The sequence below is a fragment of the Thalassotalea sp. HSM 43 genome, assembly GCF_004752005.1.
Lineage (GTDB): Bacteria > Pseudomonadota > Gammaproteobacteria > Enterobacterales > Alteromonadaceae > Thalassotalea_A.
The window spans coordinates 2,243,656-2,263,834 of the sequence record NZ_CP038493.1; the positions used below are offsets into that span (position 1 = coordinate 2,243,656).

Annotated in this window: 21 protein-coding genes; 15 read left to right on the forward strand and 6 right to left on the reverse strand. The window is 43.1% G+C overall.

All coding sequences use genetic code 11. From position 1 onward, the window contains the following. Positions 1 to 6: 6 nt before the first annotated feature. The 3 genes from greB (at position 7) to envZ (ending at position 2,630) form a co-directional block, all read left to right on the forward strand. Entirely contained in the window at positions 7 to 483 is a 477-nt protein-coding gene (gene greB, locus E2K93_RS09595) for a transcription elongation factor GreB (protein WP_135438889.1), read from the forward strand. A gap of 100 nt (positions 484 to 583) precedes the next feature. After that, entirely contained in the window at positions 584 to 1,306 is a 723-nt protein-coding gene (gene ompR, locus E2K93_RS09600) for a two-component system response regulator OmpR (RefSeq protein ID WP_135438890.1), read from the forward strand. Between the two features lie 28 nt (positions 1,307 to 1,334). Further along, entirely contained in the window at positions 1,335 to 2,630 is a 1,296-nt protein-coding gene (envZ, locus tag E2K93_RS09605) for a two-component system sensor histidine kinase EnvZ (protein WP_135438891.1), read from the forward strand. A gap of 490 nt (positions 2,631 to 3,120) precedes the next feature. Here envZ and E2K93_RS17890 read toward each other — a convergent pair whose 3' ends face one another. From E2K93_RS17890 to hslR, 4 genes are all read right to left on the reverse strand, one after another. Then, the gene (locus tag E2K93_RS17890) at positions 3,121 to 3,396 is read right to left on the reverse strand and encodes a Rho-binding antiterminator (RefSeq protein ID WP_135438892.1); all 276 of its coding nucleotides are present in this window, start codon (positions 3,394 to 3,396) and stop codon (positions 3,121 to 3,123) included. Positions 3,397 to 3,509: 113 nt separating this feature from the next. Further along, complete coding sequence (pckA, locus tag E2K93_RS09615) at positions 3,510 to 5,138, reverse strand: phosphoenolpyruvate carboxykinase (ATP) (RefSeq protein ID WP_135438893.1); 1,629 nt, start codon at positions 5,136 to 5,138, stop codon at positions 3,510 to 3,512. Between the two features lie 260 nt (positions 5,139 to 5,398). Beyond that, positions 5,399 to 6,250, reverse strand: coding sequence for an Hsp33 family molecular chaperone HslO (gene hslO / locus E2K93_RS09620; protein ID WP_135440456.1), 852 nt, complete (start codon positions 6,248 to 6,250; stop codon positions 5,399 to 5,401). 7 nt (positions 6,251 to 6,257) lie between these two features. Further along, positions 6,258 to 6,668, reverse strand: coding sequence for a ribosome-associated heat shock protein Hsp15 (gene hslR / locus E2K93_RS09625; protein WP_135438894.1), 411 nt, complete (start codon positions 6,666 to 6,668; stop codon positions 6,258 to 6,260). Positions 6,669 to 7,020: 352 nt separating this feature from the next. Between hslR and gspC the strand changes: the two genes are divergently transcribed. From gspC to E2K93_RS09685, 12 genes are read left to right on the forward strand one after another with little or no spacing between them, the layout of a single operon-like run. Continuing rightward, on the forward strand, positions 7,021 to 7,980 hold the full coding sequence (gene gspC, locus E2K93_RS09630) for a type II secretion system protein GspC (protein ID WP_135438895.1): 960 nt from the start codon (positions 7,021 to 7,023) through the stop codon (positions 7,978 to 7,980). A 13-nt stretch (positions 7,981 to 7,993) separates the two neighbouring features. Continuing rightward, a complete protein-coding gene (gspD, locus tag E2K93_RS09635) occupies positions 7,994 to 10,114 on the forward strand; it encodes a type II secretion system secretin GspD (RefSeq protein WP_135438896.1) in 2,121 nt (706 codons plus the stop codon). Further along, complete coding sequence (gene gspE, locus E2K93_RS09640) at positions 10,107 to 11,684, forward strand: type II secretion system ATPase GspE (protein ID WP_135438897.1); 1,578 nt, start codon at positions 10,107 to 10,109, stop codon at positions 11,682 to 11,684. Before gspD ends, gspE begins: the two co-directional genes overlap by 8 nt. 5 nt (positions 11,685 to 11,689) lie before the next feature. After that, positions 11,690 to 12,904 (forward strand): type II secretion system inner membrane protein GspF, encoded by a 1,215-nt coding sequence (gspF, locus tag E2K93_RS09645; RefSeq protein ID WP_135438898.1) that lies wholly within the window; start codon positions 11,690 to 11,692, stop codon positions 12,902 to 12,904. A gap of 9 nt (positions 12,905 to 12,913) precedes the next feature. Continuing rightward, positions 12,914 to 13,378, forward strand: coding sequence for a type II secretion system major pseudopilin GspG (gene gspG, locus E2K93_RS09650; RefSeq protein ID WP_135438899.1), 465 nt, complete (start codon positions 12,914 to 12,916; stop codon positions 13,376 to 13,378). A gap of 19 nt (positions 13,379 to 13,397) precedes the next feature. After that, a complete protein-coding gene (gene gspH, locus E2K93_RS09655) occupies positions 13,398 to 13,979 on the forward strand; it encodes a type II secretion system minor pseudopilin GspH (RefSeq protein ID WP_135438900.1) in 582 nt (193 codons plus the stop codon). Next, positions 13,966 to 14,340, forward strand: a complete 375-nt coding sequence (gene gspI / locus E2K93_RS09660) for a type II secretion system minor pseudopilin GspI (protein WP_135438901.1) — start codon at positions 13,966 to 13,968, stop codon at positions 14,338 to 14,340. The genes gspH and gspI overlap by 14 nt, the downstream gene beginning before the upstream one ends. Next, positions 14,337 to 14,966 carry a type II secretion system minor pseudopilin GspJ gene (gene gspJ / locus E2K93_RS09665; RefSeq protein WP_135438902.1) on the forward strand — a complete coding sequence of 210 codons (630 nt, stop codon included), beginning with the start codon at positions 14,337 to 14,339 and terminating at the stop codon, positions 14,964 to 14,966. The genes gspI and gspJ overlap by 4 nt, the downstream gene beginning before the upstream one ends. Further along, positions 14,950 to 16,077: a type II secretion system minor pseudopilin GspK gene (gspK, locus tag E2K93_RS09670; RefSeq protein ID WP_135438903.1), complete on the forward strand. Its 1,128-nt coding sequence runs from the start codon at positions 14,950 to 14,952 to the stop codon at positions 16,075 to 16,077. Before gspJ ends, gspK begins: the two co-directional genes overlap by 17 nt. Further along, positions 16,077 to 17,318, forward strand: coding sequence for a type II secretion system protein GspL (gene gspL, locus E2K93_RS09675; protein WP_135438904.1), 1,242 nt, complete (start codon positions 16,077 to 16,079; stop codon positions 17,316 to 17,318). Before gspK ends, gspL begins: the two co-directional genes overlap by 1 nt. Then, on the forward strand, positions 17,315 to 17,788 hold the full coding sequence (gene gspM / locus E2K93_RS09680) for a type II secretion system protein GspM (protein WP_135438905.1): 474 nt from the start codon (positions 17,315 to 17,317) through the stop codon (positions 17,786 to 17,788). Before gspL ends, gspM begins: the two co-directional genes overlap by 4 nt. A gap of 1 nt (position 17,789) precedes the next feature. Continuing rightward, entirely contained in the window at positions 17,790 to 18,536 is a 747-nt protein-coding gene (locus E2K93_RS09685) for a type II secretion system protein N (RefSeq protein WP_135438906.1), read from the forward strand. 24 nt (positions 18,537 to 18,560) lie between these two features. Here E2K93_RS09685 and E2K93_RS09690 read toward each other — a convergent pair whose 3' ends face one another. Both E2K93_RS09690 and asd read right to left on the reverse strand, forming a co-directional pair. After that, positions 18,561 to 19,289, reverse strand: a complete 729-nt coding sequence (locus E2K93_RS09690; RefSeq protein WP_135438907.1) for a glycerophosphodiester phosphodiesterase — start codon at positions 19,287 to 19,289, stop codon at positions 18,561 to 18,563. A gap of 5 nt (positions 19,290 to 19,294) precedes the next feature. Further along, positions 19,295 to 20,170, reverse strand: a complete 876-nt coding sequence (gene asd / locus E2K93_RS09695; protein ID WP_228445253.1) for an archaetidylserine decarboxylase — start codon at positions 20,168 to 20,170, stop codon at positions 19,295 to 19,297. Positions 20,171 to 20,179: the final 9 nt, after the last annotated feature.

Sequence of the window (20,179 nt, forward strand, 5' to 3'; positions counted from 1 at the left end):
AGGTTTATGAGTAAATCAAATTACATTACCCGTGAAGGTTGGCAGCGTCTTGATGAAGAGTTGAAATTTTTGTGGAAAGATGAACGCCCTAAGGTAACCAAAGCGGTATCTGAGGCGGCAGCCCTTGGCGATCGCAGTGAAAATGCCGAGTATATTTATGGTAAAAAACGTTTGCGAGAGATCGATCGCCGAGTTCGCTTTCTGAGTAAACGACTGGATCAATTAAACATTGTTTACCCAGAAAAACAGCAAGAAGGCAAAGTGTTTTTTGGTGCCTGGGTAAAAGTGATTGATGAAAATGAGCAGCAATTTGAATATCGTGTGGTCGGGCCCGACGAGTGGGATGTGAAAAAAGGCGAAATCAGTATTGATTCACCGGTAGCCCGAGCGTTGCTAGGTAAGCAGGTTGAAGATGAAGTGATGGTTCAAACCCCGGATGGTGAGCGTTATTTGGAAATAACCGAGATTCGCTATAAGCGTTAATAGTTTGTAACAAATATACGCTTAATTAACTGTTAATCATCACCAAAATTCAATAAAGTAAAGTATAAAAACAATGGGATAGGGTTTTCGAGAGGCAGCTATGGGACATGAAACACCGAAAGTTTTGGTGGTAGATGATGATATGCGTTTACGAGCGTTGCTTGAACGTTATCTAGTAGAACAGGGATATGTAGTGCGCAGTGCTGCCAATTCCGAGCAAATGGATCGCTTATTAGAACGCGAAAATTTCCACCTAATTGTACTTGATTTGATGTTGCCGGGTGAGGACGGACTTTCTATCTGTCGTCGCTTGCGTCAAGACGATAATGAAATACCTATTATCATGTTGACGGCCAAAGGTGATGAAGTTGACCGCATTATCGGCCTCGAACTGGGTGCTGATGACTATATGCCTAAGCCATTTAACCCGCGTGAGTTACTTGCCCGCATTAAAGCGGTATTACGACGCAAAACCAATGAAGCGCCAGGCGCACCATCGTTGGCTGAAGAAGTCATCGAATTCGGTGACTTTAGCTTAAACCTTGCGACCCGTGAAATGCGCAAAGGCGATCTTGCCATGCCGCTAACCAGTGGCGAATTTGCGGTACTCAAAGCTTTAATTACTCACCCGAGAGAGCCATTGTCTCGAGATAAGTTAATGAACCTTGCACGCGGCCGTGATTACTCGGCATTAGAGCGAAGCATTGATGTACAGGTGTCAAGATTACGCCGTATGTTGGAACAAGACCCAGCGAATCCTCGTTATATCCAAACGGTTTGGGGCTTAGGCTATGTGTTTGTTCCTGATGGCTCACCGGCCTAATCCAATGACTGGTTAATTGAAACCTTAAATGAAACTGTTTCCGCGAAGTGCGTTTGGCCAAACCGTGTTATTGATCGGCTTTTTATTGCTGATCAATCAGGTGGTCTCTTACCTAAGTGTCGCTATCTATGTTATCAAACCAAACCTAGAACAAATCAACCAACTATTGGCAAAACAAGTCAAAGTGGTGTTTATCGATGGTGGTGACGCGAATTTTAATCCGCAATTGGCAGAGGCGTTTCATCGTGAAACCGGAATTGGTGTTTACCGCGAACAAGATGCGTTAATGCTTGGCTTGGCGGATGCTGCCTATTATCCATACCTTTCAATGCAAATGACCGAATTGCTAGAAGGCGAAGCCGAAGTTCGTATCTCGCAAGGTGAAGAGTATTTATTTTGGATCAGGCCACCACAAGCGCCGCAATTGTGGGTGAAAATACCATTGCATGGGCTAGAAGAGGCGAGCTTTTATCCGCTTATTTTCTACCTCGTGGTTATTGGTGGATTAAGTGTCGCTGGTGGGTATTTGTTTGTTCGACAATTAAATAGACCATTAAAGGCATTACAAAAAGCCGCTATCGACGTAAGTCGAGGTAAATTTCCAGAGCCACTTAAAGAGCAAGGTTCTAGTGAGATAGTGTCGGTAACCCAAGCGTTTAATCGCATGTCGACGGGTATCAAGCAATTGGAGTCTGACCGTAGCTTGTTAATGGCCGGTATTTCACACGATTTGCGCACCCCATTAACCCGTATTCGTCTCGCCTCTGAAATGATGAGTGAAGATGAAGATTACCTCAAAGAAGGTATCGAGAAAGACATCGATGATATGAACTCGATCATCGACCAATTTATTGATTACATTCGTCATGACATGATGGAAAAATCACGCATCTGTCAAATGAATACCCTGATTCGCGAAGTGGTGGAGTTAGAAAAATCCGATCAACATCAATTGCATCTCGATTTGCGTGAACTGCCTAAAGTGCCGATGGTTTACCCAGCGATAAAAAGGGTATTAACTAACTTGATTCAAAATGCCTATAAGTACTCAGAAAAAGACGTTGAAGTGCGCTCAGGCCATGATAAACAGCGTGGTGTTGTTTATTTTACGGTATCGGATCGAGGTCCTGGTATCAGTGAAAAAGACGTTGAACGATTATTTCAGCCATTCACTCAAGGCGATACCGCACGTGGTACCAAAGGCAGTGGACTAGGGTTGGCGATCATTAAGCGTATTGTTGATGGTCATGGCGGGCGAGTGTCATTAAGCAATCGACGAGGTGGTGGCCTGGAAGCTCGAGTCGAACTTCCAGTTGCCGAATAAAACTGAAAATTAATACATGGTATTAATGTAATATGCACTAGCGTTTAAGATGATAATGATACAAAGTATCGGTCGTGACATCTCTTTTGATAATGAGCAAAACGCCATTGCAGCAAAAATCTGTAATATTTTACCGAACGCGACACCACTAAAAATACCAAATTGCTGAGCCAATAGTCGTATAACCCAGTTTCCTTCCAGTTGTATTCCTCCAGTGGTCATAAAATTAATTGTTGAAACGTAGTCTAATGTTGCAGTAAGGCATAATAGCAACCAAAGCAGACGATGTGTTTGCAACGCGTATACCAGATTATTTTTTACTGATACTTGCTGATCAAGAATGGTCATATATGTTTTGATGGTTAATCAAAATCCAGACAGCAGCGCAACTGTCATATCGTTATTCTTATCTCCCTTTGCTGATGATCGCCATAAACTCCTGTTATTGTTGTGGGGGTAAAATTTAGTGTAGTTGAGAATTTATCAAGCGCTAACGTCGCTCACCGGTTTTTAGGTTTAAGTAGCTAAAAGGGCGCGGCTGTTGTGGGCACTCAATTAGCTTGATTAGCTCAACGTTAATGCTACTTAAGGTTCTGTTTTTAAGTGTTATTTGGAGATGTTCTTGTTTATTGCCATGGTGATCTTTGTTAATCACTACCTTGTCGGCGACGGCAATTATTTTATTGCCATCTTGCAAGGTTAACTTAACCTCGGTTTGGTACAGGCAAATGATTTCTAGGTAATCGTGTAAGTCACAACTGAGCAATTGCTTATCCGAATATTGACCATAGCCACTTAATTATGGCACAGCGCGTTTGCAATCACGCACAAACAAAAACGCCGCGCAATTGCGCGGCGTTTTATTGTTGTAAGCTGCGCTTACAATGTAGGGCCTGCGGCTACTAAGTTTTGACCATGTTCTGTATCGGTGAACTTGTCAAAGTTAGCGATAAACCGAGCAGCAAGGTCTGCCGCTTTACTATCCCAGTCAGCAGCATCTTGGTATGTATCACGAGGATCTAGAATATTGCTATCTACATCGTGTAATGCTGTTGGTACGGATAAGTTGAACATTGGTAGAGTTTGGCATTCTGCTTGTTCAATTGAACCATCCAAGATAGCGTCAATAATGGCGCGAGTATCTTTAATAGAAATACGCTTACCTGACCCATTCCAACCGGTGTTCACAAGGTATGCTTCTGCACCCGCCGCTTGCATGCGTTTCACCAATACATCAGCGTATTTGGTTGGATGTAAGCTTAAGAACGCAGCACCGAAACAACTTGAAAAGGTTGGTGTCGGCTCGGTAATACCACGCTCGGTACCGGCTAATTTAGCGGTAAAACCAGACAAGAAATAATACTCAGTTTGCTCTGGTGTTAACTTAGCCACCGGTGGTAATACGCCAAAGGCATCCGCGGTAAGGAAAATGACCTTATTCGCGTGGCCGCCACGAGATATTGGTTTTACGATGTTATCAATATGGTGGATAGGGTAAGAAACACGCGTGTTCTCTGTTTTTGAACCATTGTCAAAATCAATGCTGCCATCGGTTCTGACCACAACGTTTTCCAGCAATGCGTCACGACGAATAGCATTGTAGATATCAGGTTCGTTTTCTTTGCTTAGGTTGATGGTTTTTGCGTAACAACCGCCTTCGAAATTGAAGATACCATTGTCGTCCCAACCGTGCTCGTCATCACCAATTAATTGACGATTTGGATCCGTTGAAAGCGTGGTTTTACCTGTGCCTGATAGGCCGAAGAAGATCGCTGTGTCACCATCTTTACCAATATTGGCACTACAGTGCATCGACGCAATGCCTTTAAGTGGTAATAGGTAGTTCATCATTGAGAACATACCTTTTTTCATTTCACCGCCGTACCAAGTGCCACCGATAAGTTGCATTCTCTCGGTTAGGTTAAAGGCGACGAAGTTTTCTGAATTCAATTCTTGTTGCTGCCAATCAGCGTTATTTGTTTTGGCGCCGTTCATGACCACGAAATCAGGTTCGTATTCAGCCAGTTCTGCGTCGCTTGGACGAATAAACATGTTCTTAACGAAATGAGCTTGCCATGCAACTTCGGTGATAAAGCGCACTTTAAGACGCGTATCTTCGTTTGCACCACAGAAGGTATCTACTACGAATAGACGTTTGCCAGATAACTGTTCTGTAACTAAACCCTTAAGCTGAGACCATGTTTCCTGACTCATAGGCTTGTTATCATTTTGACCTTGATCTGACCACCAAACCGTATCGCGGCTGGTGTCATCACGAACAATGTATTTATCTTTTGGCGAGCGGCCAGTGAAAATGCCAGTATCGACAGCAACAGCGCCGGTATTTGTTACAGTACCTTGTTCATAACCTTCTAAACCTGCTTTGGTTTCTTCAGCGAATAGCAGATCATAAGATGGGTTGTACACGACATCGGTTGTGTCATTGATACCATATTGCGACAAATCAATATTTTTTGGCGTTAAATCAATGGCTTTCGCAGTACTCATTAGCGCGGCTCCTGGCATTATAAGTAAAAGTTAGAGTAATAATTCTAAATCTTCGTTAGATTGCTCGCATAGTAACGAAAATGAGTTGTAAATAAAAGGAAAATGTAAGTGGTTTTGAAAGTTTTTTGGTGGGATAACGAAAGTGGCGTTAACTATCGAAAATTGCACGCTTTTTCGACAGTTTAACGCCATAAAAGTAGTAAAATTACACCATTATTAAACAACGATGTAATTGATACTTAGTTTGGATTCGGCTTGTTTTAGTTAGGATTAAGTACCTGTTTAAGTTTTTCACGATCAAATCGATACTCTCGTAAACAGAAATCGCAATTAATATTTATCTCACCATGTTCTTGTAAATGCTCTTCAATCCCGTCACGTCCAATATTGGCGATGGCGGTTAAGCATTTGTCCTCGCTGCAACCACAAACAAAACTGACTTGTTGTGGCTCAAACATGCGTACCGTTTCTTCGTGATATAAGCGATACAGTATTTCTTCAGCAGGCAGGCTGAATACTTCTTCGGCTTTAAGCGTTGCTGTTAGTTGACTGATGTGCTCAAAGTCCTGCATTTGCTGGTCTTTATCTTCGCTATCCGGAAGTACCTGCACAAAAGCGCCACCCGCTGTTACCGCGTCAGTATCGGCATACAGCCAAATTTTGGTCGCCAATTGTTCTGAGGTCGCAAAATAATGCTCAAGCGATTCTGCCAATGAATCGCCCTGCAAGGCAACGATGCCTTGATAGCGCTCACCTTTATTGGGAATAACAGTGATCACCATATTCGCCTTGCCCAGCATTTGTTGTAGGCTATCACCTTCAATCGTACCGTCCACTTTGGCGATACCACGCATTTGCTGTTGATGATTACCATTGATTACCGCATATTTTACCGGACCGTCACCTTGGATTTGCACCGCAATTTCACCTTCAAATTTCAAGGTGGCGGTTAACAGACTGGTTGCTGCCATCAACTCGCCAAGTAATTTGCTTACCGGCTGAGGATAATTGTGATTTTCGATGATTTGCTTAAAGCTTTGATCAAGTTGAACCAACTCACCACGGGCATGTAGGTCATCAAATAGGTAGCGGTTCAATACATCTGTTGGCATTGTCACATTAGATCCTTTCTTTAAATTCTCTTAATTTACGACGTTGTTTTTTGTCTGGTTTGCTGTCACTGGCTGGGCTAAATAATGTACCTTGCTTGCGCGCCAATGCCGTATCTTCACGGGTTTTTAGACTTTGCTCTGTTTCTTGGTATAACGTTTGTGCAAATGTCGCATCGCGACGACGATCTGCGAGGGCGACGACAATAACTTCTTTTTCATCGTAACCTTGGCGTATACGAATACGATCACCAGTACTGACACTTTTACTGGATTTACTGCGCTGACCGTTATAAAACACTTTACCGCCGTCAATCATTTGCTTGGCAATGGCTCGGGTTTTGTAAAAACGCGCAGCCCACAGCCATTTATCGAGGCGAACAGAGTCGTTTTCAATGTCTTGAGTCGATTTTTTTGTCACGATTTTCTCAGCCTAAAAATTTGCCGGCATTTTTACCATAGTTGTTAAATTTTAGCCACTTTTGCCGTTCTTCGACGGTAAAATAGTCAATTTTCTGGTTACATTTTTTAACAGTTACAATTTTTTATTACTAAAAACTTGTTAAATCCTTGTTAATGCTAGATCATTTAGTGTTAGTGGCAGGTAAAATTAACGATCTGTACACGCCTGATTACAATAAATATGTAAACCAACTGTAAACCTAAAAACTTTGTCACAAAAAAACGATGACAGCGCTTGTTACTGTTGATTTCGTTAAGTATTATCAGGGACGGATATTTATTATGATTATTTTATATAACGAAAAGCAATTATGGATTTAGCGCACATTACAATTCAGTTACAGAGCTTATGGCAAAAAGTGCCACAGCAGGCACTCACGCGCGCGCTAATCACTTTACTTGTTATCTATATTGCCTTTTGGGCAGCCAACTTTACCTGGATGTTGGTTCCTCAAGCAGAAAAAGCAACTTCTGGCGTTCCTATAAGTCAAACCATTGCTGGTAAAAGTAGCAGCAAAAACCTTGATATCAGTTCAATCACTAAATTGAACCTGTTTGGTGAATACAATAAACAGGTTGAAGTTGAAACGCCGGTTGAGACAATTGAGTCGGCACCAGAGACAAAATTAAGACTGACATTAACCGGTGTTGTTGCCTCTGATGATCAAACAACGGCCGCCGCCATTGTTGAATCAAAAGGAGTACAGGAAACCTACGGCATTGACGATAAAATTACCGGCACACGTGCAATTTTGAAACAAGTGCACAATGACCGCGTCATAATCCAAAGTTCAGGCCGTATGGAAACCTTAATGCTTGATGGCTTTGAATACACCAAGGAATTTCGCGCGGATCAACCAGCCGCTGACGAAGTTAAAATCAAAACAACGGTTAAGTCGACCAAGAAAAATAACCCTGGGGTTAACAAAGACGATTCTGAACGTCAGGCTCGTATTAAAGAACGTGTCGCTCAGGCGCGTTCAGAGATCCTTGATAATCCCGGAAAATTAACAGACTACATAAAAATTTCACCGTACCGTGTCGAAGGTAAAGTCGCTGGCTATCGTTTGATGCCGAGCAAAAATCCGGAATTTTTTCAGGAAGTAGGCTTACAACCTGGCGATGTGGCGGTACAAATAAATGGTCGTGATTTGACCGATATGCGCGAAGCGCAAAAAGCATTAGCAGAACTAAGAAAATCAGAACATGTCGATTTGCTAGTTGAACGTGACGGCGTGTTACACGACATTTCATTGGGACTGGATAACTAACTGGAGAGCATTCATGCGCCGAACATTTTGCGCAAAACAATTAAAACGAGCCTCAGCGAGTATGTTGGCAGCCATGACTATGGCATGTACCTTAAGCGTCAGCAACGCTTATGCAGCACAATATTCTCCAAATTTTAAAGGCACAGAAATTACCGAATTTATCAACATAGTTGGTAAAAACCTGCAAAAAACCATCATTGTTGACCCGAAAGTTCGTGGTAAAATTAATGTCCGAAGTTATGACCTGTTAAGCGAAGAGCAGTACTATCAGTTTTTCCTTAACGTACTGGAAGTCTATGGTTTTTCCGTTGTAGAAATGGAAAACAATATCATCAAGGTAATCCCTAATAAGGATGCTAAAACCGCAAATATTCCGGTTGTTGGTGATAAGAATTCTGGTGTTGGTGACGAAATGGTCACCCGTGTCATTGAAGTTAAGAATGTATCTGTTCGAGAATTATCGCCATTGCTTCGTCAACTAAGTGATCAGGCCGGCGGTGGTAACGTGGTTCACTATGAACCATCTAACGTTATTATGATGACAGGTACGGCAGCGGTAGTTAATCGACTTGCCAATATCATTCAACGAGTAGACCGAGCTGGTGACCAAGGCGTACAAATCGTCAAGCTTGAATTTGCATCAGCGGGTGAAATGGTGCGCATTATTGAAAATATCAATAAGCCAAAGAGCGGCAAATCGGATACTCCAGCGTTTCTGATACCAAAAATTGTTGCCGATGAGCGTACTAACTCGGTCATTGTCTCAGGTGAGCTGAAAGCGCGTGAACGTATTACCAAACTGATAGCCAAGCTAGACAGTGAATTAGAAACCTCAGGTAATACCCGCGTTTATTACTTAAAATACGCAAAAGCCGCAGATCTAGTGCAGGTGATGCAGTCGGTATCTGACAGTATTCAACGCAGTACCACAACAACCGGCACCACGAAAACCACAACCGCACGTCGTAACAGTTCAAATCGTAATGTATCGATTGAAGCACATGATGATACCAATACCTTGGTTATCACCGCCGAACCGGATATGTTGCGTTCTTTGGAAACGGTAATTCGTCAATTGGATATCCGCCGAGCGCAAGTCTTAGTTGAAGCAATTATTGTTGAAGTATTCGAATCTGACGGCGCTCAACTTGGTGTTCAGTGGTATCACGAAGACGGTGGTTTCACTCAATTTAATAACGGTGTTGTGCCTATTTCTGGTATCGCCGCTGGCGCCATTGCCGCTGAAGGTGAAGAAGCGTCGCAAACCATTATTACCAACCCTGATGGTTCTGTAACCGAATCAAACAACCCAGACACCCCGGGTGATTACACAATTCTTGCGCAATTACTTGGTAATGTCAGCGGTATGATGTTTGGTATTGTTGAAGACGATTGGGGTGCTATCGTGCAAGCGGTAAGTACCGATGTAAATTCAAACATTTTGGCAACGCCAAGTATTACCACATTAGATAACGAAGAAGCTTACTTTATTGTTGGTCAGGAAGTACCGATTATCACCGGTTCACAAACCGGCAGTAATAATTCTAACCCGTTCACAACGGTTGACCGTAAAGAAGTTGGTATCAAGCTGAAAGTGACCCCTCAGGTTAATGAAGGCAGTGGTGTACAGCTGACAATTGAACAAGAGGTGTCATCAGTCAGTGGTGCAACCGGCGTTGATATTTCAATTAACAAACGTGAAATCAAAACCACGGTAATGGCTGATAATGGCGCAACGATTATTCTTGGTGGTCTGATTGATGAAGACGTACAAGAATCGATGCAAAAGGTGCCTATCTTAGGTGATATTCCATTACTTGGTGCATTATTCCGTTCAACCGGCAGTACGACGCGTAAGCGTAATCTTATGGTGTTCTTGCGTCCAACCATTATCCGTGAAGGTACGGCAATGGATGCTATCACCAAGAAACGCTACAACTACATGCGTGCTGTAGAGATGGAAAAACAAGAAGCAGGTTTGCAGTTGATGGATGATGCTAAATTACCATTGCTACCTGAATGGGAAGAGAACTTAGAACTTCCGCCATCGTTTGATGAATATATGCAACAACGTGCTATTGATAAGTTAGATGAATCTGACGAGTCAAATACACAAGAAGATACAAATGAGTAGTAACGAAAATAACGACATTATCAACGAAGCAAACGAGCTGGCCGACGAATTGGCCAGCCCAAAAGAGTTGTTTGATGAACTCCCTGAGGAAGCTGAATTAGCTGACCCGATTCGTTTGCCTTTTGGTTTTGCCAAACGTCATGGTGTGTTAACCGAGCAAACCGATGACGGATTAGTGATGCATACCGCAGGTCAAGCAAACTTGCACGCTGTGTTAGAAGCGCAGCGTTATGTTTCGCAGCCGTTTTCGATAACCAAGCATAGCCCAGAAGAATTTGAGCGTTTATTAACGTTAGCTTATCAACGCGATTCATCAGAAGCGCAACAGTTGATGGAAGATATCGGTAATGAAGCAAACTTGTATTCATTGGCCGATGAAATCCATGACGCAGAAGATTTGCTCGAAAATGAAGACGACGCGCCGATTATCAAATTAATCAATGCCATGTTGTCTGAAGCGATTAAAGAAAACGCCTCTGATATACATATCGAAACCTTTGAAAAAATGCTAAAAATACGCTTTCGTATTGATGGTGTTTTACGAGAAATCCTTAAGCCAAATCGTAAGCTTGCGTCGATGCTAGTATCTCGTATTAAGGTTATGGCAAAGCTCGATATTGCCGAAAAACGAATCCCTCAGGATGGTCGTATTTCGTTGCTTATCGGTGGTCGTGCTGTTGATGTCCGTGTATCAACCATGCCTTCAAGTCACGGTGAACGAGTGGTGTTACGTCTACTCGATAAAAACGCCGCGCGATTAAACCTTATCGACTTAGGTATGACAGACGAAGCTCGTAAGAATTTTACCGATGTCATTGCCAAGCCACATGGCATTATTTTGGTGACCGGCCCAACTGGTTCCGGTAAAAGTACCACCTTGTATGCAGGTTTAACGCAAATAGACTCATCTGAACGTAATATCCTTACCGTTGAAGATCCAATTGAATTCGCGATAGAAGGCATTGGTCAGACTCAGGTGAATACTAAGGTAGATATGACATTTGCCCGAGGTCTGCGTGCGATATTGCGTCAAGATCCAGACGTGGTAATGGTCGGTGAGATTCGTGACCTTGAGACGGCACAAATTGCGGTACAAGCGAGTTTGACCGGTCACTTGGTGTTGTCGACGCTGCATACCAATACCGCAGCAGGCGCGATTACCCGTCTTGAAGATATGGGTATTGAACCGTTTCTACTTTCGTCGAGCTTAATCGGTGTACTGGCACAGCGCTTAGTTCGTACCTTGTGCCCACATTGTAAAGAAGCCCATGTAGTGAACGACGAAGAAGCTCGTTTATTAGATATCCATGATCAACAAGAACACACCATATATCGAGCTGTTGGTTGTGAGAAATGTAAGTATCTTGGTTATCGCGGTCGTACCGGTATTCATGAACTCTTGGTGGTTGATGATAGCGTTCGAGAATTGATTCAAAATAACGCTGGTGAACAAGCCATCGTTAGGGCGGTACGCGCCAATACACCAAGTATTCGCCATGATGGTTTTGATAAAGTCCTAGCCGGTGTTACAACGTTGGAAGAAATCTTACGTGTAACCCGAGAAGGTTAGTCTAAATGGCAGCATTTGATTATCAAGCGGTCGATGACCGTGGGAAAAATAAAAAGGGCGTTCTTGAAGGCGATAACGCTAAGCAAGTGCGTTCAATATTACGCGAGCGTGGCCTGATCCCCATTGAAGTGACGCCGGCGTTAGCCAAAGCCAAACAACAAGCCGCTGGCGGTGCCTTTGGCAGCAAAAAAATATCATCTTCTGAGCTCGCTTTGATAACACGTCAAATGGCTACTCTGGTAGAATCAGGGTTACCATTGGAAGAAACGCTGGTCGCGGTTGCTGAGCAGTGTGAAAAAGACAAGCTGAAAAGCATGATTATGTCGGTCCGTTCTAAGGTCAACGAAGGTTTCACCTTAGCGGAATCGATGGCGGAATTTCCTAATATATTCGACAACCTGTTTCGCGCCATGGTGGCGGCAGGTGAAAAGTCGGGACATTTGGATAAAGTTCTTAATCGTTTGGCGGACTATACCGAACAACGTCAAAACATGCGTTCGCAAATCATTCAGGCGTCAATTTATCCAATCATTATGACGCTCGTCGCGGTATCGGTAATCGTCGTGTTGTTAGTCGCGGTTGTGCCGCAAATCGTTGGTCAGTTTGATCATTTAGGCGAACAATTGCCAGGTTCTACGCAAGTGTTGATTGCGGTCAGTGATTTTCTCAAAAATTATGTGTTGTGGATCTTGGCATTTATTGTGCTGTGCATGTTTGGCTTTAGACAAATGATGAAAAAAGCCGGCTTTAGAATGAAGGTCCATGAGAAGTCTTTGAGTTTGCCTATTACAGGTAAAGTCACCAAAGGCTTGAATACTGCACGCTTCGCCCGCACCTTAAGTATACTGACCGCAAGTTCTGTTCCTTTGCTGGAAAGTATGCGTATCGCAGGTGAGGTTTTGACCAATGATTATATAAAATTACGGGTCAGTGAAGCTGCAGATAAGGTTAGAGAAGGTGCGAGCTTGCAAGCTTCACTGAAACAAACCAAACTATTTCCGCCAATGATGGTCCATATGATAGCCAGTGGTGAAAAATCAGGTGAGTTGGAATCAATGCTCGAACGAGCTGCTGACAACCAAGATCGCCAATTTGAAGCGCTGGTCAGTATATCGTTAAAAATCTTTGAACCAGCGCTAATGGTAACTATGGGAACCATAGTTTTATTTATTGTAATGGCAATCGTTCAGCCAATACTGCAGTTAAATACAATGATATAAGGTGTCAAAATGAAAGTGCAAAAACGCCGTAATGTTCGCGGTTTTACCTTGTTTGAAATTATGATCGTAATCGTAATTCTCGGTTTATTAGGTGCAATGGTATTGCCTAATGTCATGGGTAACTTGGACCGTGCTAATGTTCAAAAGGCAATTTCAGACGTACAAGCTTTGGAAAAAGCGATGATCACGTATAAGGCCGATAACTTTAAATTTCCAACCACAGAACAAGGCTTAGAAGCCTTAGTTGAAGAGACAGATATTGAGCCTCTTCCGCGTCGCTTTTTGCCGGGTGGCTATGTATCGAGTCTGCCACAAGACCCTTGGGGCAATGACTATATCTTAATTAGCCCAGGTGAATTTGGTCGCTACGATATCTTCTCTTCTGGTGAAGATGGTGAACCAGGTACTGATGATGACATTGGTAACTGGAACATCAAAGAGTGGCAAGCCGGTGGTCCGGGTTCTGAAGGCTAATTTGGCTTAGGATGTGTTTGTGTCTCGTCGTGTTAAGGGTTTTACCTTACTTGAAATAATGTTGGTATTGGTTGTATTGGGAATGATGTATACCGCAGTCATTCCCAATATACGTGGTACTGAGCCTGCCGACGAGTTGGAAAAACACAGCCACACATTTGCCGAGTTATTTTCATTGGCAAGTGAGTATGCCCTGCTCAATAATCTTGAGCTGGGCTTACATGTAGAAGACAACGTCTATCGTTTTCTCGCCTTTGATGGTACCCGTTGGGTGCCTGTTCCAGATCAGGATATTCTTACCGAAGTCGCTTTTGATGAACCTTTCGCTATCGAGTTGAGCCTTGATGACTTGCCAATCGACGAAGACGCTATGCAAGTTAACCAAAGCATGTTTGAAGACTTCGAATACGATGAAGGTTTCAAGGAAGACGAAGAGCCGGTTTATCCGCAAGTGTTTATCTTGTCAGGTGGTGATATTACCCCGTTTAAGTTGACCTTCATTTACGATGACAACTATGACATCCCAGTTTTCTACGAAGTACTCGCTGAATATACCTTACCGCTAAAAGTCGAGGGGCCGTTTGAAGATGAACAGGGCTAACGGATTCACCCTTATTGAAGTGTTGTTGGCACTTACGATATTTGCCTTGGCAGGTACCGCGGTGATGAATGTTGCTGCCACCAGTTTAAACGGTACCGCGAACCTAGAAGTTAAAAGCATCGCTACGTGGGTCGCGTCAAACCAACTGGTTGAGGCAAACTTGCAGCAACAGTGGCCACCGAAAAAGAAAAACGGTAAGGAAGAAATGGCCGGCCATGAATGGCATTGGCAAAGTATTATTCAGGAAACTGAAGACAAGAACATGCGTGCCATTACCATTGAGGTAAGGGAAAGCGAAGATGACAAATACCCGCTTGCCAGTTTAATCACTTACGTTAGTAATCCTAAGGTAAGAAAATGATGCGCCAAACCGGTTTTACGCTTATTGAAATTCTTATCGCAATTTTCATTTTTGCGCTAATTTCTCTTGGCAGTACCGCGGTATTATCGACCATAAATGCCTCCAGTGAAGTAAATGCTGAAAAGGGCGCGCGTTTAACAGAATTACAACGCGCATTTTTGGTTATGGAGCGAGATTTCCTGCAAATGACCAAGCGCTCAGTGCGCTTAAATGGTGAAGAGCCACTAGAAAGTTTCGTCTATTCTAATGAATCGACCTATTCAAGTAATACCCATGGTATCGCCTTCGTGCGTCAAGGTTGGCGCAATCCAGCATTATTATTACCGCGCTCTGATGTGCAAGCGGTGTCTTATCAATTAGAAGAAGAGACTTTAAATCGTCTTCATTATATCTTCGTTGATTCGGTCATAGGTACCGAACCAAAAGTTAGACCCTTGATAACCGGTGTTGAACAAGTCGACTTTGAATTTTTTGATGGTAATAAATGGGTTAAAGAAACCCCGAGTAAAGAATTACCATTGGCTGTCGCTATTGAAATGACCCTAACCGATATTGGTATGATTCGCCGCCAGTTTTTGGTTGCCGGCATCGTTGATAAGTCTGGGGGCAATGATGATCAAAACTAGCGCTAAACAACAACGCGGCGTTGCATTGGTTACGGTTATGCTGGTGCTGGCAATTTGTGTGATCATCGCCAGTCGCATGAGCTCGGCACTAATTTTTCAGGTACAACGTACGGAAAATATCAATTCCAATCAGCAGGCCTATTGGTACGCCATGGGCGCAGAAGCGTTTGGTAAGACGGTATTAGCCTTATCTTTTCAAGACAATAAAGACAAGACGGTCACTCATTTAGGACAACCTTGGGCTGCTGGGGAAACCGCGTTTCCTGTTGATTTGGGTGAAATTAGTGGTGAAATCAAGGATTTACAATCTTGCTTTAATCTTAACGCATTGAATAATCCAAACCAGAGCAATAACTACGATGATAATGCGTCGGATCAAGGTGATGATGATAACAATGACCCGGATAATGATCCCGATAACGGCGAATCGCAAAATCCAGGTAATGGCAATGATGATGATGACAATCAGCAGGGCAAAGAAATTAAAAACAAGGCGAAACAAGCCTTTATCGAATTAGTCAGTTTACTCGATATTGAAGGTGTTGATCGCTATACTGCTGAAGCAATGGCTGAAGCTTTACAAGATTGGCTTGATGAAGATTCGATGATTGCAGCGCCAGGTGGTGCCGAAGACAATGATTATGCGTCACGTGAGTACCCATATTTGGCCGCCAATAGTTTGATGGTTAGTAGTAATGAATTGCGTTTAGTTGAACATTTTAGCGCCCAGGCAATATTAGCCTTGCAAGATTATGTTTGTGTCATACCGAACTCACATCGCCATCAAATTAATATCAATACCTTAGATGAAGAAAAGATTGAGTTATTACAAGCCTTGTTTGGGGGTATAGACTCCAGTACTGCGGAAGAAATCTTAGCAGAACGTGGCGAAGAAGGGTTTAAAGATTTGAGCGCCTTATATGATTTAAGTGTGGTCAAAGGTATCAAGAATCAAAAGCAATGGCGTCAGCAATTCGTGGTCGACAGTGACTACTTTATGTTGACCACAAAGACGTCATTTAACGACAGTTATTTCAGTATGAAATCTGTGATGAAAATTAATGAAGATGAATCTATTAGTGTGGTAGATAGGACGATCGGAGCAAATTAATGCGGGAAACATTATTTATACGTATCTCTGCCCAACCACAAGCTCCGCTGCAATGGCTGATTTTATCCCATGAACATGAGGATGAGATTGCCAGTGGCGAACTTGACAGTAAAGAGCAGTTAGCGACATTGCTTGAGAAAGCCGAAGGTCGCCAACTGACGGTATTGGTTGACAGTACGGCCATTGGTTTGCGCAAGCTAAAAGTACCAGGCAAAAATGACCGCTCAATACGGGCGGCAACACCTTATATGTTGGAAGAAGAGCTAGCTGAAGACGTAGATGAGTTGTTTTTTGCCTACGCCAATAAGCCCAAGGATTTTCAAGGCGACGAAAATTGCTTTGTTGCCTACAGCAGCCATCAACAAATAACTACCTGGCTATCTTGGTTTGAAGAGGCTGGCTTGGTGGTTAAACGCATTATTCCTGATGTGCTGTGTATGCCATTGCACGATGGCTTGAGCATGGTGGCTATCAACGATCAATGCCTTTTGCGTTACGGTGGCTTTAGTGGGTTTGTGGTCGATAAGTCGTTGTTACCGTTGGCGGTAGAGCACTTAGCACAGGTTCATGAAGAAGAAGACGAAGACGATGCCGAGCCAATGCGTATGCATTGTTATAGTCCGTTTGAAACCGAACTTGAATCCGTAGATGTAATCAGCGAAGCATACCCATTACCTTTGTTATTGCTTGCACGCCATAGCAAAGATGTTAGCTTTAACTTATTGCAAGGTGACTTTCAGGTTAAAGAGAAGCGCTCACCACATATTCAAAACTGGTTATGGGTGGCCGGTATAGCCGCATTTGCATTGTTGTTGAATTTGATCGGCAAAGTGGTTCAGCTTAATCAATTAGAAAATCAATACACCGCGGTTGGCAAGAAAATTGAAGCCAGCTATAAAAAGGCGTTCCCAAAGACCAAGCGTGTCCGTTTAACAACGGTTAAGAGTCAAATTGAAAGACAGTTGCAAGCCCTAGGTGCTAGTGGCGAAGGTAATGGCTTTTTACCCATCCTTGCTGACGTGCAACCTGCATTTGCTGATGTGCCGCAAATTAAACCGAGTTCGATTCGCTTCGATGGCAAGCGCCAAGAACTGCGACTTTCCGTTGTTGGCAATGACTATCAGAGTTTTGAACGTTTTAAGCAAAAACTTGAAAGTTCTAATTTTGACGTTAAAGTTGGTGCGCAGAACAATCAAGGTGACCAGATAAGTGGTTCGTTTAATATCAGGAGTAAGTCATGAAGCAATGGTGGTTAGGACTTAATCCAAGAGAACAAAAATTAGCGGCGATTATGGGCGTCGTGGTTGCGATATTTATATTTTATTTTTTAATATGGCAGCCGTTAAATAACAGTGTAGAAAAGGCACAACAGAAGCTTGAGAGACAGCAGCAATTAGCGGCTTGGGTTGATGAGAATCTACCAAAACTGCAAGCATTGCAAAAAGCTGGTGGTATCAAGAGCACTGGTGGCAGTTTATCAAGCATTGTGAATCGCACGGCTAAGCGTCAATCGATTGATATTGCTCGCATGCAACCGCAAGGTGACGATTTGCAAGTTTGGATTGATGAAGTGCCTTTTAATACTTTCGTTAGCTGGCTTAATAATTTGAACAGTAACGAAGGTGTACTGATTGAATCCATAGATATAACTGAAGGTAATGCGCCGGGAACTATTGCGGTGCGTCGTTTACAATTAGCTAAAGCAGGATAAGATGGCTATCGTTAAGAAGTATTTAGCCCCTGCCGGGGCATTTCTAGTATTGTATTTGCTATTTGTTGTAGCCAATGCACCGGCAAAGAAAATCATTGGTCATTTTAAATTACCAAAAACCGTTCAACTAGGTCAGATCTCTGGCTCTATATTTTCCGGTAACGTCGATAGCGTTTACTTAGGTCAACACAAAATAGAAGATGTGCGTTGGTCATTAAGTGTTTTGTCATTATTAACCTTTAACCCGAGTGCCGATGTTGAATTCGGTAACCCGCGATTGGGTTATAGTGGTCGCTTTACCGCATCTGATCTACTGTCTGTGGCGTCATTACAAGATGTCAAAATCAATGCTGATGCTGACTACATTGCCAGCAAACTCAATCTAATGATTGATATTAAGGCTGCAGGTCAAGTACAGCTAGACTTACCAGAGTACACCCCAGGCAAAGCCGTATGTAATGCAGCTACAGGTATTGTTAATTGGCAGCAAGCACAACTTGATGCAACTGGCGAATATGTCCCATTAGGCGATTTGGCTGCGGATATTAGCTGTGAAAAAGGCAACGTGCTGCTGGCAGTTAAACCAGAAAATAACCTAGGCTTGCAACTCGATGCGATATTTAATGGACGTCGTTTATCAGCAACGGGTTTCTTACAACCAGGTGCTAAATTCCCAGAGCAGCTGCAACCAATGCTAGGCTTTATGGGCAAAAAAGATAATCAAGGGCGTTATCGAATACGACTGTAAGATATAGTGCGCTGACAGATTGATTTAGTTAATAGGGGCATCCGATTTAGGTGCCCCTTTTAAATGGGCGATTTTCAGTAATGAGCGGGTCGGGTAATTGCTAAAAATAGCATCGACACCAAGCTGGTGCATGGCGATGATATCTTCTTCGTCATCGACGGTATAAACATATACTTTAAGGCCGCGTTGATGGGCGTCGTCGACAAATGCCTGATTAATAAAGTCAACGCTGATATGCACACTGTAGGCGTTTAAGCGCTGTGCGAATGCAGCGTAATCGACAGGGCAACTGGCGGTTAATGCGCCGATATCTATCGCCTTATTTAGCGATTTAATCTGCAATAATAAGTGGTGATTAAAGCTCGACAAGAGAAATTGATCGTAGTCGAATCCATACTCCTGAACCGCTTTATCGATGGCGCTTAAGGTCGCAACAACGGTATTATCCGCTTTCAGTTCGATATTTACCGGACACTTGCCTTGAATAAGTTCAAGCACTTCATCTAAGGTCGGGATTTGTTGGCCTTTACCAGCATCGAGCTGTCGAATTTGCGCAAAGCTGAGGTTCTTTAATTGGCCTTGACCATCGGTGGTTTTATCGACTTTTCGATCATGAATAACCACTAGCTCACCATCGGCCCAATGCACATCAATTTCAATGGCGTCAACCTGCATTTGCAAGGCATTTTCTATCGCCAACAATGTGTTTTCAGGTTCGTGACCGCTGGCACCGCGGTGAGCTAAAACTAACATGGTAGTTATTCGCTTTTGGTTAAATATCCGTACGGCTTACCAAGACGGGTAATAGTACCAGGACCATCATCAGTGCAAAAATCCATGGTATCTGCTGGGAAACAACATACTGTGGTTGAGCCAAGTTTAAAGCGACCCATTTCTTCGCCTTTCTCTAGGGTAATCGCACCGGCTTCGTCAGCGGCAGGGTAGTGCCAACGTTTAAGTGCTTTACCGCCACTCGGTGCGATAGTACCTGCCCATACGGTTTCCATGCTGGCAACAATGGTTGCACCAACTAGAACCAAGGCCATTGGGCCAATTTCAGTATCAAATATGGTGACTACACGCTCATTACGAGCAAATAAATTAGGCACATTTTCAGCGGTTAGAGGGTTAACACTAAATAGCTCACCTGGAACGAAAATCATTTCTCGTAAGGTGCCTTTGATTGGCATATGAATGCGATGATAATCTTTAGGTGCCAAATAGATGGTAGAGAACTTACCACCTTGAAAAGGTTCTGCGGTTTTCGGATCACCGCCAAGTAGGGTTTCTAATGAATAATTGAAGCCTTTGGCCTGAATGATTTGATCATTAACGATATCGCCTTGCTGGCTTATGGTGCCATCAACAGGGAAACATATTTCATTTGTGTCCGGATCGATTGGACGAATTCCGTCTTTCAATTCACGAGTAAAGAATTCATTAAAAGTGGCAAAGTCGCTGGCATTCTCCAGTTTCGCTTCGCTCATATCAATGCCGTAAGATTTGATAAAACGTTTGATAGCAAAGGTTGTCACTGCACCTGCTTTGGCATCGGCGAATTTGCCAACCAATCGAGATAACGCAGTTTTAGGTAGTGCGTATTGCAGGGCAATTTTTAAATTATCCAAAGACACTTGGTTTTC